Annotated in this window: 22 protein-coding genes and 7 tRNA genes; 11 read left to right on the plus strand and 18 right to left on the minus strand. The window is 65.0% G+C overall.

Going from position 1 to position 23029, the window contains the following annotated elements; translation table 11 throughout:
• Window positions 1–6: 6 nt before the first annotated feature.
• The 13 genes from ruvC to CIMIT_RS06915 all read right to left on the minus strand — a co-directional run bounded on the left by ruvC (window position 7) and on the right by CIMIT_RS06915 (window position 11175).
• Window positions 7–561, minus strand: coding sequence for a crossover junction endodeoxyribonuclease RuvC (gene ruvC, locus CIMIT_RS06855; protein WP_038594381.1), 555 nt, complete (start codon window positions 559–561; stop codon window positions 7–9).
• A gap of 146 nt (window positions 562–707) precedes the next feature.
• Complete coding sequence (locus CIMIT_RS06860) at window positions 708–1460, minus strand: YebC/PmpR family DNA-binding transcriptional regulator (RefSeq protein WP_038590893.1); 753 nt, start codon at window positions 1458–1460, stop codon at window positions 708–710.
• Window positions 1461–1548: 88 nt separating this feature from the next.
• A complete protein-coding gene (locus CIMIT_RS06865) occupies window positions 1549–2427 on the minus strand; it encodes an acyl-CoA thioesterase (RefSeq protein WP_051904863.1) in 879 nt (292 codons plus the stop codon).
• Between the two features lie 34 nt (window positions 2428–2461).
• Window positions 2462–2947: a hypothetical protein gene (locus CIMIT_RS06870; protein WP_038590896.1), complete on the minus strand. Its 486-nt coding sequence runs from the start codon at window positions 2945–2947 to the stop codon at window positions 2462–2464.
• Window positions 2944–4044, minus strand: coding sequence for a glycosyltransferase family 4 protein (locus CIMIT_RS12590; RefSeq protein WP_038590899.1), 1101 nt, complete (start codon window positions 4042–4044; stop codon window positions 2944–2946). Before CIMIT_RS12590 ends, CIMIT_RS06870 begins: the two co-directional genes overlap by 4 nt.
• Window positions 4045–4989: a phosphatidylinositol mannoside acyltransferase gene (locus tag CIMIT_RS12595; protein ID WP_038590902.1), complete on the minus strand. Its 945-nt coding sequence runs from the start codon at window positions 4987–4989 to the stop codon at window positions 4045–4047.
• Window positions 4990–5625, minus strand: coding sequence for a phosphatidylinositol phosphate synthase (pgsA, locus tag CIMIT_RS06885; protein WP_038590905.1), 636 nt, complete (start codon window positions 5623–5625; stop codon window positions 4990–4992).
• Window positions 5618–6226 (minus strand): ATP adenylyltransferase, encoded by a 609-nt coding sequence (locus CIMIT_RS06890; RefSeq protein ID WP_038590907.1) that lies wholly within the window; start codon window positions 6224–6226, stop codon window positions 5618–5620. The genes pgsA and CIMIT_RS06890 overlap by 8 nt, the downstream gene beginning before the upstream one ends.
• Window positions 6216–8291 carry a threonine--tRNA ligase gene (gene thrS, locus CIMIT_RS06895; protein ID WP_038590910.1) on the minus strand — a complete coding sequence of 692 codons (2076 nt, stop codon included), beginning with the start codon at window positions 8289–8291 and terminating at the stop codon, window positions 6216–6218. The genes CIMIT_RS06890 and thrS overlap by 11 nt, the downstream gene beginning before the upstream one ends.
• 171 nt (window positions 8292–8462) lie before the next feature.
• Entirely contained in the window at window positions 8463–9629 is a 1167-nt protein-coding gene (locus tag CIMIT_RS06900; protein WP_038590913.1) for a Dyp-type peroxidase, read from the minus strand.
• A 33-nt stretch (window positions 9630–9662) separates the two neighbouring features.
• The gene (locus CIMIT_RS06905; RefSeq protein ID WP_038590916.1) at window positions 9663–10304 is read right to left on the minus strand and encodes a copper chaperone PCu(A)C; all 642 of its coding nucleotides are present in this window, start codon (window positions 10302–10304) and stop codon (window positions 9663–9665) included.
• 45 nt (window positions 10305–10349) lie between these two features.
• Window positions 10350–10922, minus strand: a complete 573-nt coding sequence (locus tag CIMIT_RS06910; protein ID WP_038590919.1) for a copper resistance CopC family protein — start codon at window positions 10920–10922, stop codon at window positions 10350–10352.
• 181 nt (window positions 10923–11103) lie between these two features.
• Window positions 11104–11175, minus strand: a tRNA-Val gene (locus CIMIT_RS06915).
• 232 nt (window positions 11176–11407) lie between these two features.
• On the opposite strand from CIMIT_RS06915, the gene CIMIT_RS06920 reads away from it, so the two are divergent.
• The 6 genes from CIMIT_RS06920 to CIMIT_RS06945 all read left to right on the plus strand — a co-directional run bounded on the left by CIMIT_RS06920 (window position 11408) and on the right by CIMIT_RS06945 (window position 12017).
• Window positions 11408–11483 (plus strand) — tRNA-Gly (locus CIMIT_RS06920).
• Between the two features lie 18 nt (window positions 11484–11501).
• Window positions 11502–11573 (plus strand) — tRNA-Val (locus tag CIMIT_RS06925).
• Window positions 11574–11621: 48 nt separating this feature from the next.
• Window positions 11622–11697: transfer RNA gene (locus tag CIMIT_RS06930), tRNA-Gly, on the plus strand.
• A gap of 35 nt (window positions 11698–11732) precedes the next feature.
• A tRNA-Cys gene (locus tag CIMIT_RS06935) sits at window positions 11733–11806 on the plus strand.
• Between the two features lie 15 nt (window positions 11807–11821).
• Window positions 11822–11893 (plus strand) — tRNA-Val (locus CIMIT_RS06940).
• Window positions 11894–11941: 48 nt separating this feature from the next.
• Window positions 11942–12017: transfer RNA gene (locus CIMIT_RS06945), tRNA-Gly, on the plus strand.
• Window positions 12018–12418: 401 nt separating this feature from the next.
• Here the strand turns inward: CIMIT_RS06945 and CIMIT_RS06950 are convergent.
• Window positions 12419–13399, minus strand: coding sequence for an asparagine synthase C-terminal domain-containing protein (locus CIMIT_RS06950; RefSeq protein ID WP_038590922.1), 981 nt, complete (start codon window positions 13397–13399; stop codon window positions 12419–12421).
• 149 nt (window positions 13400–13548) lie between these two features.
• On the opposite strand from CIMIT_RS06950, the gene CIMIT_RS06955 reads away from it, so the two are divergent.
• The 3 genes from CIMIT_RS06955 to msrB are packed head-to-tail and all read left to right on the plus strand — an operon-like array spanning window position 13549 to window position 15998.
• Window positions 13549–14304, plus strand: a complete 756-nt coding sequence (locus tag CIMIT_RS06955) for a pyrimidine reductase family protein (protein ID WP_038594387.1) — start codon at window positions 13549–13551, stop codon at window positions 14302–14304.
• Window positions 14305–14326: 22 nt separating this feature from the next.
• Window positions 14327–15592, plus strand: a complete 1266-nt coding sequence (locus tag CIMIT_RS06960; protein ID WP_231910274.1) for a glycosyltransferase family 87 protein — start codon at window positions 14327–14329, stop codon at window positions 15590–15592.
• On the plus strand, window positions 15585–15998 hold the full coding sequence (gene msrB, locus CIMIT_RS06965; protein ID WP_038590925.1) for a peptide-methionine (R)-S-oxide reductase MsrB: 414 nt from the start codon (window positions 15585–15587) through the stop codon (window positions 15996–15998). Before CIMIT_RS06960 ends, msrB begins: the two co-directional genes overlap by 8 nt.
• A gap of 58 nt (window positions 15999–16056) precedes the next feature.
• Here msrB and hemQ read toward each other — a convergent pair whose 3' ends face one another.
• Complete coding sequence (gene hemQ / locus CIMIT_RS06970) at window positions 16057–16758, minus strand: hydrogen peroxide-dependent heme synthase (protein WP_038590928.1); 702 nt, start codon at window positions 16756–16758, stop codon at window positions 16057–16059.
• A 130-nt stretch (window positions 16759–16888) separates the two neighbouring features.
• Here hemQ and CIMIT_RS06975 point away from each other — a divergent pair, with 130 nt between their 5' ends.
• Entirely contained in the window at window positions 16889–17527 is a 639-nt protein-coding gene (locus CIMIT_RS06975) for a DUF3000 domain-containing protein (protein WP_038590931.1), read from the plus strand.
• A gap of 11 nt (window positions 17528–17538) precedes the next feature.
• A complete protein-coding gene (locus CIMIT_RS06980) occupies window positions 17539–18750 on the plus strand; it encodes an HRDC domain-containing protein (protein ID WP_231910275.1) in 1212 nt (403 codons plus the stop codon).
• A gap of 16 nt (window positions 18751–18766) precedes the next feature.
• Here CIMIT_RS06980 and dxs read toward each other — a convergent pair whose 3' ends face one another.
• From dxs to CIMIT_RS06995, 3 genes are all read right to left on the minus strand, one after another.
• Window positions 18767–20701 carry a 1-deoxy-D-xylulose-5-phosphate synthase gene (gene dxs / locus CIMIT_RS06985; RefSeq protein ID WP_038590934.1) on the minus strand — a complete coding sequence of 645 codons (1935 nt, stop codon included), beginning with the start codon at window positions 20699–20701 and terminating at the stop codon, window positions 18767–18769.
• Window positions 20702–20815: 114 nt separating this feature from the next.
• The gene (locus CIMIT_RS06990; protein ID WP_038590937.1) at window positions 20816–22063 is read right to left on the minus strand and encodes a class I SAM-dependent RNA methyltransferase; all 1248 of its coding nucleotides are present in this window, start codon (window positions 22061–22063) and stop codon (window positions 20816–20818) included.
• Window positions 22064–22076: 13 nt separating this feature from the next.
• Window positions 22077–22967 carry a DUF3710 domain-containing protein gene (locus CIMIT_RS06995; RefSeq protein WP_038590940.1) on the minus strand — a complete coding sequence of 297 codons (891 nt, stop codon included), beginning with the start codon at window positions 22965–22967 and terminating at the stop codon, window positions 22077–22079.
• Window positions 22968–23029 lie beyond the last annotated feature (62 nt).

Below are 23029 nucleotides of genomic sequence, written 5' to 3' on the forward strand. Positions count from 1 at the left end.
ACTCCTTCACTTCCCTACCTGTGCTGCCCGCTGCGCCTGCTGCAACCGCTGTGCCTGCGCGCTACGCGCGAGAAGCGGCGCGCGCCAGCAGTGACACACCGCGATGGCCAGCGCGTCCGCCGCGTCAGCCGGTTTCGGCGGCTCCGAAAGGCCCAGGATACGCGTAATCATGGCCGTCATCTGCTTCTTATCGGCACGACCGTTACCGGAGATCGCCTTCTTCACCTCGGAGGGCGTGTACATGTGCACCGGAATGTCTCGCTCCGCAGCAGCGAGCACGAGCACCCCAACGGCGTGCGCGGTGTGCATCACCGTGGACACATTGCCGCGCTCAAAAATTCGTTCCATCGCCACAACATCAGGGCGGTACTCGTCCATCCAGTCCCCCACTGCGCGGGAGAGCCGCAGGAGCCGCTCGCCCAGCTCCGCGTCCGAGGGCGTGCGGACCACCCCCACCGAGATAGGGAAGATCTGCCTGCCGCGCCCGGCCTGCACCACGGACAGGCCGCACCGGGTCAACCCCGGGTCAACGCCCATCACCCGCAGCCCCTCAAGGTGCATGCCTTACCTCCCACACACGGACAACCTACTAACACACATGTTCTACCATAGGTCGCGCCACAGCGCGAAGCCCCGCCGCAGACACCGCGTTACACGCGGCCCACGGCGGGGCATATCGGCACCGAACCCATCGGCGCGAGCGGGAACTAGTCGTCCAGCTGCGCGGCAACCTCGTCGGAGATGCTCATGTTGGTGTAGACGTTCTGCACGTCGTCCGCGTCCTCGAGCGCATCAATCAGGTTCAGCGTCTTCTTGGCCGCGGAGAGATCCGCCTCGACCTCGATGTCGGCGCGGAAGTCCTGGTCAGCCCCCTCGACCTCAATGTCGGCGTCCTTCAGCGCGTCGCGCACCGCTTGCACGTCGGTCGGCTCGCAGACAACCTCGAACTCCTCGCCCAGGTCGTTGACCTCCTCGGCACCGGCGTCGAGCACCGCCATAAGAATGTCGTCTTCGGTGAGCTCGCCCTTCTTCACGGTGACGATGCCGGTGCGCTTGAACATGTATGCAACCGAACCGGAGTCACCCATGTTGCCGCCGTTCTTCGTCATCGCAGTGCGCACTTCGGTGGCAGCGCGGTTGCGGTTATCGGTCAGGCACTCGATGAGCAGCGCGATGCCGTTCGGGCCGTAGCCCTCGTACATCACGGACTCCCAGTCCGCGCCGCCGGCTTCCTCACCGGAGCCGCGCTTGCGGGCGCGCTCAATGTTGTCGCCCGGCACGGAGGCCTTCTTGGCCTTCTTAATCATGTCGTCGAGCGTGGGGTTACCTGCCGGGTCGCCGCCGCCGGTACGGGCAGCCACCTCGATATCCTTAATCAGCTTCGCCCACAGCTTCGAACGCTTTGCATCGTTCGCAGCCTTCTTGTGCTTCGTCGTAGCCCACTTTGAGTGGCCCGCCATATGGCACCCCTTTTCGTCGCTGGAGGATGAACTTTGACGATTATACGTGCCCTGCGCCGCGCACCCCCCTTTGACTGGTGGACCGCGCCTATTTCTCCGGCACAGCAGTCGCTCCCTCGCGCAAGTTCCGCGTCAGCCCTTCCTGCACCACCACAGCAACGAGGTTGCCCGCGCGGTCGAAAATGCGCCCGTGCGTGAGCGCGCGACCAGCGTGCGCCGAGGGCGAAATCTGGTCGTAGAGCAGCCAATCGTCCGCACGGAAAGGACGCAAGAACCACACTGCGTGATCCAGCGAAGCCAGCTGCACCTTGCGCCCCGGGTGCGCCGCAAGCGAAGAATGCAGCAACGTCATATCTGACATGTAGGTCAGCGTGCAGGCGTGGAAGGTGTCCTCGTCCGGCAGTCGGCGTTTGGAGCGGAACCAAACCACTTGCTGGCTCTGTGTGTACTGGTTCGGCGCGTAGCGATCCTGCGGGACAACCCGAATATCCCACTCGTTTAAGTCGTGCTTCGAGCCCGGACCGAGTTTCAGCGGGCTCGCCTCGTCGCCGAGCTCCTCCGGAGCTGGCACAGCGCGCATCTCGTCGGAGTGCTCGAGGCCCTCGTCGTCGGTGCGGTGGAAGCTGGCCTGCATGGAGAAGATCACCTCCCCATCCTGGACCGCTTCGACGGTCCGTGTGGCGAAGCTACGACCGTCGCGCGGGCGACCAACCCGGTAGACCGTAGCCTCGTTGGCGTCGCCGGGCCGCAAGAAGTAGCCGTGCAGGGAATGCACGTGCTTGTCATCTGCAATCGTCCGGGTCGCCGCGACAAGCGCTTGCCCGGCAACGTGGCCGCCGAAGGTACGCACGAAGTTCTCCGAGTGCATCGCCGCACCGCGGTAGATGTTCTTGTCAATACGCTCGAGATCCAGGATCCGCTGAATGTAGGTGGGCTGGGACGCAGAAGTTGGCAAATCGTGGTGCATGCCACCTCACACTACGCGCTCACGGCCCAGCTGTTTAGTTCAACTCCAGTTCTTCGAGCGCGGCGTATTCGGGCAGGGCCGCGGTCCCGCCGAGCCGGAGCACGCGCACCAGCGGGCGCAGGCGTAAATCGCGCGTGTCGGAGACCGCCTCGTTATAGAAGCGCAACGCGAGAAACACGCGTGTCTGCGCGTCCTGCAGCTCCCGGCGCACTTCCGGTGCTTGAAGCTCCTCCACCTCTTCCGTGAGCGCCACAAGGTCTGCGGCAAAAGTGCGCTCGAGCTCGAGGCGGCTATCGACGTCGCGTGCGTCGAGTCGCACCTCTTCGATCGCACGCGCACGCTCCCGTAGTTGCGGTACGACCGCGGCCACCACCGCAGCGCGACGATCCAGCGCAGCCTGCAGCGCCTCGCGCGAGCGATCCAAGCGCGTGTGCAGCCGGTCTAAGCGCTGCGCTGTGAAATACGCCCACGCAGCGAACAGCGTCACCGCAACTGCGACAATGACCCACACCACCGTCACGGCTTACCCCCCTTCACGTTGGCCGCGCCCACGACCGTTTCGTAGACCGTCATGATCTGATCCGCCACAGTGTCCCAGTCGTACTCCAGCGCACGCGCACTACCCCGTGCAATGAGTTCGTTTCGCGCGTGCGGATCCGCCACGAGTCTGCGCAACGTCGCGGTGAGCGCTTCGTGGTTGCCTACCGGCACAAGTGCTCCAGCGGGTGTCGCCGAGTCTGCGTCGCAGACTCGCGCAAACGCCTCCAAGTCGCTGGCCACCACGGCGCAGCCCGCCGCCATCGCCTCGACGAGCACGATGCCAAAGGACTCCCCTGATGTGTTCGGCGCGACGTAGATGTCGGCGCGTCCGAGGATGCGCGCCTTCTCCTCGTCGCTGACCGCACCGACGAAGTCCACGCCCTCGACCGCAGTGATGTGGTGGCCGGAGCCGATGACGGTGACGCGCACGGGGGCGTCGAGTAGCGCGATTGCGCGCAGGAAGATGTCGAGCCCCTTGCGTGGCTCGTCGAGACGGCCGAGGAAGACGATCTCCACCGGTGCCGCCGGGTCGCGCGGGACGCGGGCGCGCCGAAACTGGGCGGTGTCGACACCGTTGGGGATCACGATCGGATCCGCGCCTACTTGCTCAACCTGCCAGCGGCGCGCGAGCTCGCTCACCGCGATGCCTGCGTGGATCTTCTCCAGGTTCGCGCGCAGCAGGGGCAGCGCGGCGCGCAGGGCGTAGGAGTGTGTTGCCGAGGTGTGATACGTCGCCACGATCGGCCCGGTGGCCAACGCGGTTGCGACCATGGAGTAGCTCGGTGAATTCGGCTCGTGCACGTGCACCACGTCAAAGTTGCCCCGCGAGAGAAACTCGCGGGTGGTGCGCCGCACCTGCGGCCCGAACGCCAGCCGCGCCACAGAGCCGTTGTAGCGCACCGGCACTGCAGGGCCTCCGCGGGTCACCCACTCCGGCAGAGCAGTGCTTGTCGACGCCGGGCCGAGCACCCCGACCTCATGTCCCCGAGACCGAAACACGCGCGCGAGATCAAGCACGTGGGACTGCACCCCACCGGGGTGGTCGAAAGAATAGGGGCAGACCATGCCGATGCGCATCTACGCTGCGCCTCCTGACTCCCCTCCGGGTGCCTGCCGACGGCGCGGGTGAGCGGTGTTGCGCCACTGCGCATCGGCGGGCCAGATGGGCTGCAGCGCGTGCCAGTCCTGGGGGTGGCGCGCAATGTTTGCGGCGAATTCGTCTGCCACCCGCTGCGCGGTCGCCTCGAGCGTGGAAACCTCCACGGGTGCGGAGACCGAAAAGCCCCACCGCGGACCCCGTGCGGCAGGATCGGGATACCAGGAGTGCGCGACCGCAAGCTGCGCGTCAGTTTCCATGGCGAGCTTGGCCGGGCCTGCCGGCATCGTCGTGCCCTCGCCAAAGAAGCGCACCTTCACGCCGCTTCCTTTCAGGTCGCGTTCGCCCATGAGGCACACGATGCCGCCGTCTCCGAGCACCTCCTTGAGACGCGCAAACGGCGGGGTCGCCGCGCCCGTGAGCGGGAGCACCTCAAAGCCGAGCTGCTCACGGAAGTCCACAAAGGCGTCAAACAAGGCTTCTGGCTTGACCCGCTCGGCCACGGTGGCGAAGCCCCCGTAGTGGTGCGCAAGCCACATCCCTGCCATATCCCAGTTACCACTGTGCGGGAGCGTCAAGATCAAGCCCCTGCCGTTGTCCAGTGCGGCGTCGATGTGGGCCCGGCCCTCAACACCGGCGTCGAGCTCGCGCATAAGTCGCTGCTCGCCCGCAAGCTGTGGCAGGCGGAAGACCTCGTGCCAGTAGCGCGCATAGGAGCGCGTCGCGTCGCGCACCAACGCACGGGTTACCGCGGTTGGGCCGACGACTCGGGTGAAGTTGCGGCGCAGCATTTCCATCCCCTCCCCCTGCTGGGATAAGGCGTCCGCGCCGCGCGCGAACATTGCGGCGGTCCACCCGGCGGGCAGCTTGCCGACGAGCTTCCACCCCGCCAGGTAGCCCGCAGTCGCCAGATCGATGCGCTCCATCTACGCCCCCGGCGGTGGTGCGAGACGCTCCGCGGACTGCGGGTCGCGGGCCGCGAAGATGAGGCGCTGCACCACGGTAATGGCGGAGCCGACAAGCAAGACCCACAGGGACACCACGACGGCACCGCCCACGCCGAAGCCCTCAAGGAGCAGCCCAACTACGGCGATGATGAGCCGCTCGGGGCGCTCGATCAGCCCGCCGACGATGCGTAAGCCCCCAGCCTCGCCGCGGGCTTTGATGTAGCTGATCACCTGCGACAGCACGAGCACCGCCAGGCAGGCAGCAACGTGCGCGGGGTGCGCATGATCCACATAGACCAGCCACATGGCGATGGCGGCAAACAGCGCGCCGTCGGTAATGCGGTCGCAGCTGGCGTCCAGCGTGGCGCCGAAGGCGGTACCGCCGCCGGAGAGACGGGCCATCGTGCCGTCGACCATGTCGAAGGCGGCGAAGAAGATACTCAGTAGCGCGGCCCACACCAAATAGTCAGCAGGGATGAGGACGACCGAGGCGACAACCGTGGCTGCGGTGCCCACCAGTGTTGTCACGTTTGGCGTCAGCCCCACGCGCAGAAGCGCCTGCGCCACAGGCTTGACCACGACGGCCGCGGGCTTGCGCCCGTGCACGCTAAGCATCGCTGTCTCCTTTATCGTTTGGCTGGGGGCCGGGCCAGGCGTCGGCAAGCAGCTGGCGCGTCTCGCGCAACAGCTGCGGGAGCACCTTCGTACCGCCGATAACCGTCATGAAGTTCGAGTCGCCTGCCCAGCGCGGCACGACGTGCAGGTGCAGGTGGTCGCCCACCGAGCCGCCTGCCGCCTTGCCCAGGTTGAGCCCAACGTTGATCGCCTCCGGCGTGGACACGGCTTTGAGCGTGCGCACCGCGCGCTTGGCAAAGACCATCAGCTCCGCGGTCTCTTCGTCAGTCAATGCCTCGAGCTCAGCGACCTTACGGTACGGCACCACCATAAGGTGGCCCGCGTTGTACGGGTACAGATTGAGCAAGGCGTAGACCGTCTCGCCGCGGGCGATGATCAACCCGTCCTCGTCACTGCCCTTGGGGATGTCCACGAAGGGGTCCGTGCTGCGCTTCGGTGCCGTGGCGATGTAGTTGGACCGGTACGGGGCCCACAGGCGCTGCAAACGGTCCGCATCGCCCGCCCCGCTGTCGACGTAGTCGCCTGCCGCGGCCTGGGCAGCGCTGCCGGAGCTGCCGGCACCCTCGCCGTTAGTTCCCACGGCGGGCCGCAATGGCTTCCTCGCTCGGCTGCTCGTTGTGTTTGGCTTCCACCCATTCGATGATCAGCGCCACGGCCTCGTCAACTGGCACCCCGTTGACCTGGGTGCCGTCGAGGAAGCGGAAGCTCACCGCGTTCGCCTCCACGTCGCGGGCACCCGCTACGAGCATGAACGGCACCTTGCCGGTGGTGTGGGTGCGGATCTTCTTCTGCATGCGGTCATCGGAGTGGTCGACCTCTGCGCGAATGCCCGCCTCGCGGAGTTTACCCACAACCGCGTCGAGGTGCGGGGCGAACTCGTCGGCGACCGGGATACCCATCACCTGGCGCGGTGCAAGCCACGCCGGGAACGCGCCGGCGTAGTGCTCGAGCAGCACGCCGAAGAAGCGCTCGATCGAGCCGAACAGCGCGCGGTGGATCATCACCGGGCGGGTCTTCGACCCATCCGGGCCGGTGTACTCCAGGTTGAAGCGCTCCGGCAGGTTGAAGTCGAGCTGCACCGTGGACATCTGCCAGGTGCGGCCGATCGCGTCGCGCGCCTGCACGGAAATCTTCGGCCCGTAGAACGCGGCACCCGCCGGGTCCGGAACCAGCTCCAGGCCTGACTTCTCCGCCACCGACTGCAGGATGTTGGTGGAGCGCTCCCAGATGTCATCATCGCCGATGTACTTCTCCGGATCCTTGGTGGACAGCTCGAGGTAGAAGTCGTCCAGGCCGTAGTCCTGAAGCAGCGAGATGATGAACTCGAGCACGCTGGTCAGCTCTTCTTCCAGCTGGTCCTCGGTGCAGTAGATGTGCGCATCGTCCTGGGTAAACCCGCGCGCGCGGGTCAGGCCGTGCACCACGCCGGACTTTTCGTAGCGGTAGACGGTACCGAACTCGAACAGGCGCAGCGGCAGCTCGCGGTAGGAGCGCCCGCGCGAATCGAAGATGAGGTTGTGCATCGGGCAGTTCATCGGCTTGACGTAATAGTCAACCGCCTGCTTGGTCACGTTGCCGTCCTCGTCGACCTCGCCGTCGAGCTGCATCGGCGGGAACATGCCGTCGGCGTACCAGTCCAGGTGGCCCGACTTCTGGAAGAGCTCGCCCTTGGTCACGTGCGGGGTGTTCACAAAGGAGTACCCGGCCTTGAGGTGGCGCTGGCGGGAGTGCTCCTCCATCACCATGCGCACAATGCCGCCGTCCGGGTGGAAGACCGGCAGGCCGGAGCCCACCTCGTCCGGGAAGGAAAACAGGTCCATCTCGTTGCCCAGGCGGCGGTGGTCGCGCTTCTCCGCTTCCTCGAGCATGGTCATGTACTCGTCCAGCTTCTCCTTGGACTCCCATGCGGTGCCGTAGACACGCTGCAGGCCGGCGTTGTTCTGGTCGCCGCGCCAGTAGGCGGCAGAGGAACGGGCCAGGGCGAACGCCGGGATATATTTGGTGGTCGGCACGTGCGGGCCGCGGCACAGGTCGAACCACTCGACGTCGCCCGTGCGCGGGTTGACGTTGTCGTAATAGGTCAGCTCGCCGGCGCCCACCTCGGTCGCCTCGTCCGAGTCCGGATCCACGTTGCCCTTGTCCTGGATCAGCTCAAGCTTGTAAGGCTCGTCCGCCAGCTTTTCCGACGCCACCTCAGCGGACTCAAAGACGCCGCGGGCAAACTTCTGGCCCTGCTTGATGATCTTCTTCATCCGGCGTTCCAGCTTCTTTAAGTCCTCAGGCGTAAAGGGTTCAGCCACATCGAAGTCGTAGTAGAAGCCGCCCTCGATCGCCGGGCCGATGCCCAGCTTGGTGCCCGGGAACTCCGCCTGCACCGCCTGCGCGAGCACGTGCGCGCAGGAGTGGCGAATCACCGAGCGGCCCAGCTCCGTGTTGGCAGCGACCGGGGTAAAGGTTGCGGTCTCATCCGGCACGTGCGAGAGATCAACCAGCTCGCCCGCCTCGTTTTGTACAACAACGACGGCATTGTCGCCCCGGTTAGGCAGGTTCAGCTCGCGCATCGCCGCGCCCACGGGGGTGCCAGCTGGCACCTCGAAGGGCTCGAACTCTACCTGCACGTTGACATCGGCTACATCGGTGGCCATTGGCGCTCCTTTGCGCATCATCTGGGGTCCGCCGTACCTGGGCGCACCCCTTTAAGTTCACTGTTCGTCATGCGCCGGGCGCGAAAGAGGGCCCGACACGTCGTTGCACATCCTACCCCGCGGCTGTGTGGGGTTGCGGGTTGGCGGGGTCACGTAGCGTCGAAAAGCGACCTAGGCTTCGAGCAGCGACTGACCCCAGTAGTCGCTTTCACCGACGCCGGGCACGATGTAGTACACGGCCGAGCCGATGTGGGTGATCCACTCATTGAGACGGTCGACTTCATCAAGGTGCTTGAGCATCGGGGTAAAGCTCTCGTCCGGGTCGCGCTGGTAGGACATGAACACGAGCCCAGCGTTGGACAGCTCGCCGGATCCCGGCTCGGGCGGCAGGTTGTAGTTGTAGGGGCGGCGCAGAATCTTCGTGCCCACCTCGCGGGCGCGCGCCATGTGCGAGTTGCGGTCGATGACCGGCAGCCCGTATTCATCGCGAGCCTCGAAATCAGGCTCAGAGAACTCATCCCCGCCCGTTAGCGGCGCACCAGTGTCCAAGGTGCGGCCCACCGACTCCTCGCGGGAGCGCCGATCCAGAAGCTCCCACTCGTCCAAGTTCATGGCGATGCGGCGCACCACCAGCGAGGTACCCCCGGCAAAGGGGCCGGAAGGAATCCACACCTGTTCGTCGAATTCCTCCTCAGTGTAGGGGTTGACCGTCCCGTCGACCTGGCCAAACAGGTTGCGCGGGGTCTCCCCCTCCGGCGTGGCCCCGTGCGCGTTGACAAAGCCCTGCTGCACCCAAGCCGTCTCCACGTAATCCACGCCCGCGCGCGTCATGTGCCGCATCGCCCACGCGCCCATCACCGGATCGTCGCAGCAAATCTGCAGCACCAGGTCGGTCTGCCCCCACTTCGGATCGAGCCTGTCGCGGGTCATTGCCGGAATGTCGTGCAGCCACTCCGGCTTTTCAAGGCCTGCGGCACGGAAAAGTCCCTCGCCGAAACCGCAGGTAAAAGTGAGGTTTGCGGGCCACGCGGTCATCTCCGGCTCAAGGCTGCCCAGCGGATTCTGCCCACTGGCCAGCCTGCGCGCGTCCTCAGTCCACAGCCGCATCAGCCGCATGACGGCTTTCTCGTCGGCCCCGTCTTTGAGGTTGAAGCCGATGAGGTTCAGGCTCGCCTGCGCAGGCGTCGCCACGCCCGCTTGATGTGTGCCGTGGAAGTCCACGGTTGCTTCCCGCAGCGGCAGCGGCGGGGCTTCCGGTTTGTCTGCGCAGGCAGCGAGCATGCTTAACGACGCCACTCCCGCCGAACCAGCGAGAAACCCCCGTCGCGAAACCGCCATCGTAAAAGTTCACTTCTCCTTTGACTCGTGCCTTTAGTGTGCGCTGTGGTCCATCTCGCCGTGGTCCATGTGACCATGGCCCGCGAGCTGACCGTCTTCACCGTAATCCTCGCCGCCCGGCAGCATGGAACGCACCGCGACCCCGTCGATGGCAATGCCCTCGCCGTCAGCGGTCTCGAGGGTGACATCGACCGTGTCGCCAGCGGGGATCTCCGGGGCGTAGCCCATGATCATCAGATGGTCGCCACCCGGCTTCAGCTCGAAGGTGCCGCCGGCGGGGATCGTGATGCCACCTTCCTTCTCCTGCATGACGCCGTCCACGGTCTCGTGGATCTCGTAGGAAGCCTCGCCCAGCGAGGTGGTGAAGCCGGTAACCGTGATCTCGTTATCCGAGGTGTTGTGGATGGTACCGAAGATGGCGGTCATCTCGGTGCCGTCCTCCGCATCAGCGGCGGCCTTGGCGCGCACGGTGCCGTTTTCCAGTTTGAGGTCGCCGTCGCCAAGCAGCTCGCCCTCGGTGTCAGCTGCGTCGGAGGAGTCTGCGGCCGCGGACTCGGATGCGGCGGTAGTCTCCTCGGTTTGCGTCGAATCATTCTCGTTCGGCGGGGTGCACGCACCAAGGGCCAGGGCGGTCGCGGCTGCGAGTGCAATGGAGGTGGAACGGAAGATAGACATGTTTTGCTCTTTTCTGTCGGGATTTTCTATCGGGATGAGTGGGTTTTACTTGTTCTTTCGGCCGATAAGCACGATTCCGACGCCCAGCACGGCGACCACCGCGACGATAATGCCGATAAGTACGCCGGCGCTCATGCCGGAGTCCTGCGTTGCAGCGTCTTCGGATGCGGCGTCAACCGTCGCGTCCCCGTCGCCCGTGCTCTCGGAGTCTGCTTCGGCCGTCGGCTCGTAGGTAAAGGTCGTGCGGCCCTTTGTTGAGTGGCCGTCAGAAGAGATGATCTGGAATCCGACCTGGTACTCGCCAGGCTCGGCGTTCTCCTCAACCTCTGCGGGGACATCAACAGTCACCAGTCGTTCGTTTAACTCAGGCTCCCCAGTGAACAGGATCTCACCGTCACTAACGCGAGACAGCGCGACGGTATTGAACCCCTCTTTCGGCTGCCCGGAGAACTCCAACGTAATCGAGTCCGGGAACTCCGAGACCACAGATGCGTTCTCCGGGTCCCCACCGATTACCGAGTCATGAGCGAGTGCCGTCGGGGCACCAATCGCGGCTAGACCTGCGACAGCGCCGGCTGCGGCCAAAGCGCACTGCGTGCGCCACGGGAAGCGTTGCATCAAAAAGGCTCTCCATTCTTTGGTCGCGCGGAGGTACGTGTGGTTCACGTTTCCGCTTAGGAGAGTAGTCGGGCCGCAGCCCTAAAGAGTTCCCGGCACACCAACTTTTGTTTGATATCTACCAAAATGGGGTCTGCAGAAAAGAAGACAGCCGCCAGAAGCTGGCGGCTGTGTGTCGTTGTGGTCCTAGCTGGGATCGAACCAGCGACCTTTCCGGTGTGAACGGAACGCTCTTCCACTGAGCCATAGGACCGAACGAGTAAGTACTTTACAACGGCAGTGAGCGTTTCCACGAATCCGCAGGATATCGGGCGCTTTGCTCACTACGCCCCCCAAGAACGCGCGGCGCGGCTTTCAAACTACAGCGCTGTAATCCCCACCCCTCCAACCGGGACCACTAGAAGTGCCGCTTTGTGCGCATGACCTCGCGATTTGGACTCTGGTGAGCAACAGGTTAATGTTTTATCTCGCACAATGCAGTGCATGCGGATGTAGCGCAGTTGGTAGCGCATCACCTTGCCAAGGTGAGGGTCGCGAGTTCGAGTCTCGTCATCCGCTCCAATCCCCCACAGGGGATGAGCGCGATTAGCTCAGCGGTAGAGCACTACCTCGACACGGTAGGGGTCACTGGTTCGATCCCAGTATCGCGCACAGAGTCCTCGCAAGAGGGCTCATACGGTAAACCTCAACGTTTGCCACGCGGATGTAGCGCAGTTGGTAGCGCATCACCTTGCCAAGGTGAGGGTCGCGAGTTCGAGTCTCGTCATCCGCTCCAAGTACATATGGGTACTTTTGGAGGTTAAGCTCCACGGTGGATTGGTCGAGTGGTTAGGCAACGGTCTGCAAAACCGTGTACACGGGTTCGATTCCCGTATCCACCTCCAAGCTGGAAACAGCCCGCGCGATTAGCTCAGCGGTAGAGCACTACCTCGACACGGTAGGGGTCACTGGTTCGATCCCAGTATCGCGCACAGAGTCCTCGAAAGAGGGCTCAGAAGGTAAACCTCAACGTTTGCCACGCGGATGTAGCGCAGTTGGTAGCGCATCACCTTGCCAAGGTGAGGGTCGCGAGTTCGAGTCTCGTCATCCGCTCCACATAGGCTCACGCCCCCGGGAGATCCCCCGGGGGCGTGAGTTTTTTCTCTGGCCAGGGGGGCGGGGCGGCCTTGGTCTAAATGGAGCTAGCTCCATTTAGACCAGTCGGTTTTACGCGACCAGGCGTTTTCCCGGCGGCCCGGACCCAAATGGAGCTAGCTCCGTTTGGAGCAATCGGCTTTACGCGACCAGGCGTTTTCCATGCGAGGCGAGTCTAAATGGAGCTAGCGCCATTTAGAGCAATCGGCTTTACGCGACCAGGCGTTTTCCATGCGAGGCGAGTCTAAATGGAGCTAGCGCCATTTAGGAGACACATTTAGAAGAAGCTTTTAGGACAACCGCTCTCGCGCCGCCCCAAGACCACACCACACCAACCCGGCAGGTCCAACCCGAAACCTGTCCTATTCGCCTAGCGTCTGGCGTTCCAGTTGTGCGAGAAACAAGCGCGCGACCGTAAACTCCAACGGCTCATCCAGCGGGTCAGAGTAGGTCTTCTCCCCCGCCCGGCGCGCCAGTTGCTCCCGTGCCAGTGTGACGATGGCCTCCAGGCCTCCGGATGAGACCTGCATCGGGTTCTTCGTGGTCTGCACGAGCGCCGGGTTGATGCCTAAGTCCGCAGCAATACGGCGGAACAGGCCTTTGTCCTGTCCAAGGTCGGCTCCGCGGGTCACCCGTGGGTGGATGCGCAGTGCGAGGTCGACTGCTTCGTGGGTCTGCCATACCTGGATATGGCGCTCGGGCTGTGCGATGAGGCGCTCGTAGAAGTCCGGGATGAAACGCTCGCGGGTGAAGTTCGCCTCAATCCCCTGGCGTACCTGCGCATCCCATTGGCTGAGGTAGTCCTCTGCTGTTTCGTCGATGTCTTTCCCACCGAGGAAGAGGGCATCCGCGCCCGCGCCCGTGATCAATGCGCCGTCAGCTCCGTGCTCTTGCCTAAGCTTGTCGACGGCCACCAAGATCGCCCCGGAGAGCACCTCCCAGGGCTCGGCGGAGTCGAGGCGTTCAACAGTCTCTTTCAGCAGCGACTCCAGTGCCTCACCGCGCGGGGCGACTACGTGGTGCTCGAAGCCGAGTGCGTGCGCAACCTCGCGCGCGACTCGGGTCTCCTCGGCTGCCTGTGGCGATGAGTCTTGGCTAAACGATACCGCGAGGACGTCGGTGCGTAGCTGGGCGAGTACCGCTGCGATGAGGATCGAGTCGACGCCGCCGGAAAGCATGAGTACGGGACGTCCCGGCCAGCGCTCGAGTACCGCTTCAAGACGCGTGCGCAAGTAGTCGAGGATGCCCTGCTTCGCTGGCACATATTCGGTGATGTCGTACGTCCCTGGCTCGATGCTGCGTTCGTCGGCGACGTACTCGCAGTCTTTATCCGTCACGGCCATCTTTCGTCCTTTCTTCGAGCTGTGCAGGTCACTGTTGCAGGTCTCGTATCTGATTCCGGGGAATCTTAATCACCACTGACTCTGCGTGCGTATGACGGTAGGCCGCTTTGCCGAATACCTCGTGGATGACGATGTGTACGCTTGACGCCATGGTAGACGCGAGCCACACAATTGAACCAGCGGAACTGTTAGGCACCGTGCTGCACCCTTCGGTCCCGCAACTACGCCTGCTTGCGGTCATGACGGTCTCCGGCGCAGCTTCCCTCGACGGCACGTCCCGCTCGCTTGGCAACAGCATCGACTCGGAGCTACTCAACCTGCTGCGTGTGTGGTCCGACGCCGTCTTGGTCGGCGGTGGCACCGCGCGAGCGGAAAACTACTTCGGGGTCAAGTGCACCAACGAGGACAAGGCCCAGCGTCTGGCGCGCGGGCAAGCGGAAGTTCCGCCGCTGGCGATCATCACCGAAAGCTTCGACTTTGACGTGGACACGCAGCTGTTCTACGACACGGAAGTGCCCCCGCTGTTTCTCGCCCCGCAGCACTGCGTCGACGATCCGGCGCTCGCGGGGCGTCGAGAAGCACTGCAGCAGGCAGGCGGTCGCATCCTCTCGACTGGCGATGGCTCCGCGCACTCGATTATCGACGCTCTACGCGGCCAAGGCTTCAACCGCATCTCCTGCGAGGGCGGCCCCGGGCTCTACGGCATGCTCCTGGCCGCAGGGTTGGGCGACATCCTGCACCTGACCATCGACCCGACATTGCAGGGCAACGTGGAGAAGCCGCTTTTCGGCGGCGGTGGCGACTACACCACCTCGCTCGAAGTCGAGGACGTGCGCGTCAGCGAGGACTCCATGATGTTCGTTCGCTACCGCCTGCGAGGTAAAGCCGCTTCCCGCGAGGAGTAATTCATTCGGTACGGTTATGCGCGTGACGTACGCGCAAAACACTCGCCCCGGCTGGGCCCAACGCTTGGACAATTTCTGGACCGCACCTGCCCCGCAGGGCGCGCCCACGGAGTCCGCAACGCGCACGCTGTCGCCCGCCGCCCGCGCAACCCGCGCAGGGGCCTGGCCGCTGGCGGTGCTTTTGATCATCCACCGCGTCTTTGTGCTCGCCAGGCAGGGCTCGCCGACCGACGACTTCACCACCGTGTGGGCTGCCACTCGCCGCTTCGTCGAGCGCGTGCCCGTCTACAACGAGGTCTACCACTACGTCGACCCGCACTACCTGTACAACCCCGGCGCTACCCTGCTGCTGTCCCCGCTGGGCCTTTCCGCGGACCCGAATGCGGTGCGCCCGCTGTTCATCCTTGCCAACGCGCTGGCCATCATCGCCGCGCTCGCCTGGTGCACCAGGCTGGCTGGGCGCAGCCTGCGCGGCCCGGTCTTCCCCATCGCGCTCGGCCTGGCCTTCGCCACCGAGGCCGTGACCAACACGCTGGTGTTCTCCAACATCAACGGCATTCTCCTGCTCGCCCTCACCGCTTTCTTGGCCAGCTACCGCGCGCGCCGCTTCATCCTCGCGGGCGTAGTCCTTGGCTTCGCCATCCTGATCAAGCCGATGTTCGCCCCACTCCTGGTCTTGCCGCTCATGCAGCTGCAGCTGCGCACTGTACTCGCAGGCATCGCTGTGCCCGTGCTACTGAACGCGATTGCGTGGCCGCTCACCCCGGGCGCGGGCGACTACTTCGGCAAGCTTGTGCCGTACCTGGGCACCACCCGCGACTACGCGAACTCCTCGCTGGCGGGCTTCGCCGTCTTCTTCGGCATGCCCGGCTGGCTCCACGGCCTGTGCTTTGTCCTCTTCGCCGCAGCCGTCGCCGTCGCGGTACTCGGCCTGGCCCGCTGGCGCTTCACCGACGAGTGGCTCTGGCTCACCTGCTCCACAGCAGTACTGCTCGCCGGGGTCTGCCTGCTCAGTTCCTTGGGTCAGGCCTACTACACCATGATGCTCTTCCCTGCCGCCTTCACCGCGCTGCACAAAGCAAGCCCCTTCCACACCGGCACCGTGTGGCTGGGCCTGCTACTGTGCGTGAGCCCGCTGCGCTTCGATGCCGAGGTCATGGGGCTTACCGGCCGCTGGCTTGGCACCTTCTTGCCCACGGCAGGATGGTCCATATTCCTCGTCGCGGTCGCCGCGTGGGTAGTGTCGGTGCAAACACAAAACCCGGTAAAGGAGGCCCACAATGGCTGATGAAACCCCCGATTTCGCCTCACTTTCCCCGCAGGAATGGAAGGATAGGCTGACCCCGGAGGAGTACCACGTCCTGCGCGAGGCGGGTACGGAACCGCCTGGCGTGGGCGAATACACCGACACCACCACCGAGGGCGTCTACCGCTGCCGCGCCTGTGATGCGGAGCTGTTCCGCTCCTCTTCCAAGTTCGACGCCCACTGCGGCTGGCCCGCCTTCTTCACCCCGCTGGCGGGCGACGCCGTCCTCGAGCGCGAGGACCGCTCCTTGGGCATGGTCCGTACCGAGGTGCTGTGCGCGAACTGCCACTCGCACCTAGGCCACGTCTTCGCCGGCGAGGGCTTCGACACCCCGACTGACCTGCGCTACTGCATCAACTCGATCTCGCTGACCCTCGAGGAGCGCTAAAGCTTTGCTTATCGACGCCGCGTGGAACCTGCCCCGCAGCGTCGATAAGCAACAGGCCCTAAGGCAGGACCTTGATGATCTCGCTGATGTCTGCGACGCGGCGGCCCGTGTGGAACGGGATCTCCTCGCGCACGTGCAGGCGAGCCTCGGTATAGCGCATGGTGTGCATGAGCTCCTCAATGCGCGCCAGGGTCGGTGCCTCGAAGGCAAGCATCCACTCGTAATCGCCGAGCGTGAACGCCTCGACCGTGTTCGCGCGCACGTCGGCGAAATCTCGCGCCGCCTTGCCGTGGTTAGCAAGGATGCGGCGACGCTCCTGCGGATCCAGCAGGTACCACTCGTAGGAACGGACGAACGGGTAGACCGTAATCCACGCCTCCGGGTCCTCGCCCATGATGAAGCTGGGCAGGTGCGACTTGTTGAACTCGGCCGGGCGGTGCAGGCCGTTGCCCAGCCACGCCACCTCAAGCAGCTGGCCCAGGGTGGTCGTGCGACGGAAGTCCGCAAGCGCCTTCTGCAGCTCCTCGAAGTGCTCTGCGTGCCACCAGATCATAAAATCCGCGTCGGCGCGGATACCGGTGTTGTCGTAGATACCGCGCACCACGACCTTGCCCTCGGCCTCCAGATCCGCGAAGAACTGCTGCGCCTCCTTGGTAAGCTCCTCACGCTCAGAGCCCAGCGCACCGGGGATCGCGCGAAAAACAGCAAACTGCAGGTAGCGCTGCATCGCATTGAGCGCATCGAAATCAAGCTTGGCCATAGGATTCTTCTCCCTTCCTGTGGCCCGAAATAGGCCACCTCAAACGAAAGTCGTATGCAAGTCTACGCGCTTTCGCCCACGGCGCGCCTCCCACCCGATCCCCCAGTTGACGTTTACCTTAATTCCTGTGATGAATTCGGACACTTCCTCCCAGACGGGCAACGGCACGCGCGACACGCATAGCGAGCAGGCCAGCCTGCCCGCAGATTTCTCCGCCGCGGTGGAGTCCATGCACGCGGCGAAGTTGCGCCCGGAGATCACCTTAGGCACGATCCGCCCGCCGCAGCGCCCCGCGCCGTACAGCCACGCCGTGGGCCTCGAGGTTGAGCGCCCGCAGGAGACCAAGCCCGGCGAGGCGATCCCGGTCGACTCCGAGGGCGACGCCTTCGGGCGCCTCATCCTTTTGCACTCCCCCGACGCGGAGGAGGCCTGGGAGGGCTCCATGCGGCTGGTGGCCTACATCCAGGCCGACATGGACGACGCTGTGGCCTCCGACCCGCTGCTTCCCGACGTCGCGTGGCAGTGGCTCAACGAGTCCCTCGACGAGACCGGGGCCGGCTTTACCAACCTGGGCGGCACCGTCACCTCCACCGCGTCCGTACGCTTCGGCGAGATCGGCGGGCCGCCGCGCGCCTACCAGCTGGAGATGCGCGCCTCCTGGACCGCAGAAGGCATCGACCTCGCGGCGCACGTCGAAGCCTTCGCCAAAGTGCTCGCGCACGTCGCTGGCCTGCCGCCAGAAGGTGTCACCGCGCTGGGGAACCGCTAAAATACTTTGAAGTGTCACAGCAACTGCAGTACGAACTCATCGATGAACCAGCAGGGTTTCATCGTGCTGCCGCACGCCTGTTAGCCGGGCGCGGCCCGTTTGCGGTGGATACTGAGCGCGCCTCCACCTTCCGCTACGACGATCGGGCCTTCCTCGTCCAGGTGTATCGCCCCGGGGCCGGCACGTTTCTCCTCGCCCCCGAGGGTCACCGCGATGAGTTCAAGGAAGTTTTCGCGCCCGTGCTCAACCATGGCACCTGGATCCTGCACGCCGCGGGCGAGGACTTGCCCTCGCTGGCTGAGCTCGGCCTTTTCGCCGGCGCGCTTTTCGATACCGAGCTCGCCGGACGCATCGTGGGCTTCGACCGCACCAATCTCGGCGCGATGGTCGAAGAGTTCGTGGGCATCCACCTGGAGAAAGGCCACGGCCGCGAGGACTGGTCAACCGTCCCGCTGCCCAGGGCGTGGCAGGACTACGCCGCCTTAGACGTGCTCTACCTCCACGACCTCGCCGACGCGCTGACCTGTCTACTTGCCGAGGACGGCAAGCTCGATATCGCCGAGCAGGAATTCGCCCACATCCTGCGCACGCGCTCGCAGGCCCCGGAAGCAGGCACCTGGCGCGACGTGAAAGGTGTCTCCCGCTTCAACTCCCCGGAATCGCTCCAGCTCGCCCGCGCGCTGTGGGAGCACCGGGATGCGCTCGCCCGCAAGAACGACCGCTCGCCAATGCGCCTGCTGCCCAACAAGGTGCTGGTGGACATTGCCGCGAACCGGCCGCGCAGTGTCGCCGAGATCCGCGCGACACCAGGATTTCCCCGTCGGCGTCGCGGAGCAGCTGAGCGCTGCGCGTCTGTCCTTGAGACCGCGCGTGCGCAAGACCCCGCCACGTGGCCGCGGCCAGAGCGCAACACCTCAGGGATGCCCTCGACTTCCACGCTGAAGAAGCACTACCCACAGGCCTGGGAGTGCATCGTCGCAACGCGGAGCGCGGTTGAGGAGCTCGCGGCAGAACTCGACCTGAATACGTCCACGCTCTTAACTACGAAAACGCTGCGTACAGTGCTGTGGAGTGCAATGCACGCAGATTCAGCCTGGGACATCGACCAGGCGTACGCAGCACTTGCAGCGGCCGGGGCGCGCCCGTGGCAGTGCGAGATGGTCGCGCCGATCATCGTGGCCGCCAAGGCACACGACGTGCCCACTCCCCCGGAACGCGCCTAAGCGCACACTGGCAGATCTAGCGGTCAGCCAGCTCCAGCGCCCACTGGCGTACCTGCGACGCAGCACTTGCCTGATCCAGCCCGTATTCCGCGAGCACCTCGTCGCGCGAGGCGTGCTCCGGGTACACGGAGGGGAAAGCAAGCTGACGCAGCGGTGCATCCACGCCCGCCGCGTGCAGCGCCTCCGCCACGGCGGAACCGACGCCACCGCGCAAAAGGCCGTCTTCATAGACCACGACCAGGTCAGCCTCCGCAGCCATCTCAACCAGCTCGGCGGCCACGGGGATCACCCAGCGCGGATCCACCACGGTCAGATCGATGCCCTCGGTAGCCAGCTCATCAGCGATCGCGCATGCCGGCTCCGCGAAAGTACCGATGGCAACCATGAGCACGTTGAGGCGGGCCTCATCTGTGTCCGGGTCTGTGTCCAGGGTTTCTGCGGGACGGCGCAACACATCGACATTGCCACGGCGCTCCAACGCCGGGATGTCCTCGCCCACTTTCCCCTTCGGGAAACGGACAACCGTCGGGCCGTCGGTCACCGCGATTGCCTCTGCGAACTCCTCACGCAGACGCTGCGGGTCGCGCGGTGCCGCGATCCGGATCCCCGGCACGATCGAGGCCACGGAAAGGTCCCAAATGCCGTTGTGGCTCGCTCCGTCTGAGCCGGTCACACCGGCCCGGTCAAGCACCACGGTCACCGGCAGGTGCAGCAGGCCTGCATCCATGAGCAGCTGGTCAAAGGCCCGGTTGAGAAAGGTGGAGTAGACCGCGACCACCGGGTGCATCCCACCAAGTGCGAGCCCCGCGGCCGAGGTAATCGCGTGCTGCTCCGCAATGCCGACGTCAAAGAACCTGTCCGGGAACTTTTCAGCGAAAGGCTGCAGGCCGGTAGGTCCCGCCATCGCAGCGGTAATCGCCACGATGTCTTCGCGCTCGTGGCCTGCCCGCAAAAGCTCCTCGGTAAAGACGCTGGTCCAGCCCGGGGCGGACTTGGCCAGCGAGGCACCGGTCACCGGGTCAATAACGCCCGTGGAGTGCATCTGGTCCGCCACGTCGTTCACTGCGGGGGCAAAACCGTGCCCCTTCTCCGTCACCACGTGCACGATCAGGGGCCCTTCGTAGCTATTCGCGTACTTCAGCGCGCTGATCAGTGCCTTTAAGTCGTGGCCTTCCACCGGGCCGACGTACTTCATGCCCAGATCCGAGAACATCTCGGTGGGTAGCACCTGGTACTTCACGCCCTCCTTGAGCGCATGCAGCGCGTCGAAGGTTCGCTCGCCGACCCAGCCCATGGATTTCAGCGTCTTCTTGCCGTTTTCCATCACCTCGTCGTAGCCAGGCTGCATGCGCAGCGCGGCCAGCTGGTCACGAAGCTTGGTCAGGTTGTTGGCAAAGCCACCGATCGTGGGCGAGTAGGAACGCCCATTGTCATTGACCACAATGACCACGTTGCGCTCGCCCGCCGCAATATTGTTCAGCGCCTCCCAGCACATGCCGCCGGTCAGCGCACCGTCCCCCACCACGGCGACAACCTTGTCCGAGCCGCGGCCGGAAAGCTCCTTCGCCTTGGACAGCCCGTCGGCGTACGACAGCGAAGCGCTGGCGTGCGAGGACTCCGTCCAGTCATGTTCGGATTCAGCGCGCGCGGTGTAGCCGGACAAGCCGCCCTTCTTGCGCAGCGTGTCGAACTGGCCCGCGCGGCCGGTGAGAATCTTATGCACGTAGGACTGGTGCGAGGTGTCAAAGATAATGGGGTCATCCGGCGAGTTGAAGACGTAGTGCAACGCGAGCGTCAGTTCAACCACGCCGAGGTTGGGGCCCAGGTGTCCCCCGGTCGCGGACACCTTGGAAATCAACAGCTGACGGATCTCGTCCGCGAGTGCGCGCAGCTCGCTTTTCGAAAGCGACTTAATATCCGCCGGCGATGTGAGTCCCTCGAGCATTCCCACTGTCCTCAAGCTCTCCTTCTCTCGCCCTACAGTCCGTCCGCAGGTGGGCGAAAAACCACCGCCCAGCCTGTATTTCACGCCATCTTACACCGTGACTCGTCTGCGCCCGTAGCCTTACTGGTCGGCAGGTCGCAGCAGGCACATCGTTTCAAAGTGGTGGGTGTTGGGGAAGGCGTCGATAAGCAGCAGGCGCTCCACAGCAAAGCCTGCCTCGCCCCAGCTCGCCAAATCGCGCGCGAGCGTGGCCGGGTCGCAGCCAACGTGGATGACGCGCTCCGGTCCCGCCGCCGCTACCGCGCGCACGACCTCGGCACCAGCACCGGCGCGCGGCGGATCGAGCACAACGAGTCCGGGCGCGGGCAGCTGGGCGATAGCTTCCTCGACGCGCGCGTTGGTCACGTGCAGATCCAGGTCCGCAAGGCCCTGCTGGGGCGAGGAGGTCGCCGCGGGCGAGTAATCCACGGTTTCCACTCGCCCACCACCGGTGGCTCGGCTCAGCGCGGGCGCGAACATGCCGACGCCGCCGTAAAGATCCCAGGCCACCGGCCGCGAGTACTGCCCACTACCCCACTCAGCCACCACGTCGGCATAGGCCTGCGGCGCGTTGACGTGCGCCTGCCAGAACGCCGTCGCGGGAAAGTGCAGAGTGCGCGAATCTATGTGCTCTTCCACGATCCCGCTGCCTTCCACACGCTTATCGACGGTCTCTGCACGACGCCCCCGCTGCACCCGGCGTATCTCCACCACGTGCCGGGTGCCGGTGACGTCGCGCACGGCGATGACCTCGGCACCAGGTGTAAAGCTGCGCGCTCCGGGGCCGACGAGCCCGTCGAGAAGCCCAGGCACAGCCTGCGAGCACAGCGCGTCTGCGACCACGTCGTTCGAGCGCAACTTGCGCACCCCGGCACGCCCGGCGGCGTCCACGCCCAGGCGCACGCGGGTACGCCAGCCGCTGGCGGGTGCCAGCGCGCGGGTTGCAAGCGCGGCGTCCAGGTCGAGCCCGCGCAGGACGCTCGAACGGCCCGCCAAAGCCTGAAGCTGGCCGCGTAGCACCTGCGTTTTCAGCTCGAGCTGGTAGGCCGGGTCGATGAAACTGAGATCGCAGCAGCCGGCCCCTGCTGCCGCGGCCGGGCAGGTAGGGTCCACGCGGTGCGGCGAGGGCTTTATCACCTCGACCAGGTCAGCGCGGGCCCAGCGTTTCTTCACCTTGGTCAGCGTGGCGGTAACGGTTTCGCCGGGCAGCGCGCCGCGCACAAAAACGACGCGGCCATCGGGTGCGTCCCCGATGGCCTCGCCGCCGTGCGCCAGCGCGCGGGTGGTCACCTTAATGTGCTCGCCCGGTGCGATGGCGGGAGTGGTCATTGCGTGTGAAGGCTTACTTGTCTTTGTTGAAGTCGTTGTTCTGGGCGATGATCTGCTTGAGCGCATCGCTCAGCGCGTTCGGGTTGCCAGCCTGCGGGGCGGAACCTTGCGCTGACTGCTGACCCTGCTGCGCGCGCTGCTCCACTGCCTGCTGCACCTGCTGGGCCAGCTGCTTCGGCAGGGTGACCGGGAGCGAATTGCCGGCCAGGATCGGGTCGTTGCCGCGGTAGACAAAGGAGCGGGCAACCACTTCGCGGCCCAGCTTCGCCATATCGTCTTCGCGACCGGTCGGTGCCGCAAGCGTGACGCGGTAGAGCCAGCGCGGACCTTCCACTCCGATGATGCGGATCACGCCGTTGGTACCGGTGCCGATGATCTCCTTACCCCACGGCCCCTGCTCGAAGCGCACGGGCATGTCCTCGTTGCGCATCCCCTCGGCGATCTCCTCTGCTGACTCCTCCCACAGTCCGCCCGAGCGCGGGGCTGCGAAGGCCACCGGGGTAATGCGGCCATGGCGGGTGACGATGTGGACCATCTTCGGCCCCTGCTCGCCCATCTCCACCTGCACCTGCGCTTCCTTCGGGAAGGGGATCTTGATGGAGCCGAGGTTCAGCGTGGCGTTGGAGAAATCGGTGAAGTCGAAGTCCTCGATGTTGACATTGTCGCCGTCGAAGGGGCCGGTGCTGCCGTTGACCGCGTCATAATCCTCAAGCGGGGTCGTACCCTCAGCCTGTTCAAGCGGGGCCTCGGGAGTCACAGTGCTTGTCGACGCCTCGGGCTCAGCGCCCTCCTGCACGTCCTGCGCCTGGGTCTCCTGTGTGTCCTGCTCCTGCTGCGGGGCGGCGGCCTGCGCTTCCTGGGCGGCCTTTTCCTTCTTCTTCTTGCCAAATGGCCACAATGCCATGGTGGTGTGTCCTCCTCGCGCCGACCGGCGCTTCCTTTTATGTACGTCTATCCCTATACGCC

Source organism: Corynebacterium imitans (assembly GCF_000739455.1).
GTDB classification, from domain to species: domain Bacteria; phylum Actinomycetota; class Actinomycetes; order Mycobacteriales; family Mycobacteriaceae; genus Corynebacterium; species Corynebacterium imitans.

Coding starts and splice junctions, on each gene's coding strand:
- ruvC (WP_038594381.1), bottom strand. CDS start 561: ATGCACCTTGAGGGGCTGCGGGTGATGGGCGTTGACCCGGGGTTGACC.
- CIMIT_RS06860 (WP_038590893.1), bottom strand. CDS start 1,460: ATGGCGGGCCACTCAAAGTGGGCTACGACGAAGCACAAGAAGGCTGCG.
- CIMIT_RS06865 (WP_051904863.1), bottom strand. CDS start 2,427: ATGCACCACGATTTGCCAACTTCTGCGTCCCAGCCCACCTACATTCAG.
- CIMIT_RS12590 (WP_038590899.1), bottom strand. CDS start 4,044: ATGCGCATCGGCATGGTCTGCCCCTATTCTTTCGACCACCCCGGTGGG.
- CIMIT_RS12595 (WP_038590902.1), bottom strand. CDS start 4,989: ATGGAGCGCATCGATCTGGCGACTGCGGGCTACCTGGCGGGGTGGAAG.
- pgsA (WP_038590905.1), bottom strand. CDS start 5,625: ATGCTTAGCGTGCACGGGCGCAAGCCCGCGGCCGTCGTGGTCAAGCCT.
- thrS (WP_038590910.1), bottom strand. CDS start 8,291: ATGGCCACCGATGTAGCCGATGTCAACGTGCAGGTAGAGTTCGAGCCC.
- CIMIT_RS06900 (WP_038590913.1), bottom strand. CDS start 9,629: ATGGCGGTTTCGCGACGGGGGTTTCTCGCTGGTTCGGCGGGAGTGGCG.
- CIMIT_RS06905 (WP_038590916.1), bottom strand. CDS start 10,304: ATGTCTATCTTCCGTTCCACCTCCATTGCACTCGCAGCCGCGACCGCC.
- CIMIT_RS06910 (WP_038590919.1), bottom strand. CDS start 10,922: ATGCAACGCTTCCCGTGGCGCACGCAGTGCGCTTTGGCCGCAGCCGGC.
- CIMIT_RS06950 (WP_038590922.1), bottom strand. CDS start 13,399: ATGGCCGTGACGGATAAAGACTGCGAGTACGTCGCCGACGAACGCAGC.
- CIMIT_RS06955 (WP_038594387.1), top strand. CDS start 13,549: ATGGTAGACGCGAGCCACACAATTGAACCAGCGGAACTGTTAGGCACC.
- msrB (WP_038590925.1), top strand. CDS start 15,585: ATGGCTGATGAAACCCCCGATTTCGCCTCACTTTCCCCGCAGGAATGG.
- hemQ (WP_038590928.1), bottom strand. CDS start 16,758: ATGGCCAAGCTTGATTTCGATGCGCTCAATGCGATGCAGCGCTACCTG.
- CIMIT_RS06975 (WP_038590931.1), top strand. CDS start 16,889: ATGAATTCGGACACTTCCTCCCAGACGGGCAACGGCACGCGCGACACG.
- CIMIT_RS06990 (WP_038590937.1), bottom strand. CDS start 22,063: ATGACCACTCCCGCCATCGCACCGGGCGAGCACATTAAGGTGACCACC.
- CIMIT_RS06995 (WP_038590940.1), bottom strand. CDS start 22,967: ATGGCATTGTGGCCATTTGGCAAGAAGAAGAAGGAAAAGGCCGCCCAG.